The 436-nt window shown below is 68.6% G+C and carries 1 pseudogene; it reads right to left on the reverse strand.

Annotation, left to right across the window (positions count from 1 at the left end):
* Positions 1-436 (reverse strand): annotated as a pseudogene (locus ACU8YC_RS28170) (hypothetical protein); the annotation flags it as partial.

Below are 436 nucleotides of genomic sequence, written 5' to 3' on the forward strand. Positions count from 1 at the left end.
GTGTGGGCGAGCTCGTCGACGAGGGCGAGCGCCGGCCGGCGGGCGAGCAGGGCGTCGAGGTCCATCTCTTCAAGGACGGTGCCGTGATACGGCACGGGCCGCCGGGGGATCACCTCGAAGCCGTCGAGCAGGGCCTCGGTCTCGGCCCTTCCGTGTGTCTCGACGACGCCGATCACCACGTCGGCCCCGGCCTTCAGCCTGGCACGTCCGATCGTCAGCATTTCGTAGGTCTTGCCGACGCCGGGGGGACCGACGAGGCACAGGATCGGGCCGGTGAGCTTGTTCGCCCGCTGCTGCACGGCGAGGTACTCGACGATCCGCTCCTTGACCTTGTCGAGGCCGAAATGGTCCTCGTCGAGCAGCGCCTGGGCGCCGAGCAGGTCCTTCTTGATCTTCGAGCGCTTGCCCCACGGGATGCCGAGCATCCAGTCGAGGT

The sequence above is a fragment of the Citrobacter sp. VF227 genome (assembly GCF_052950715.1).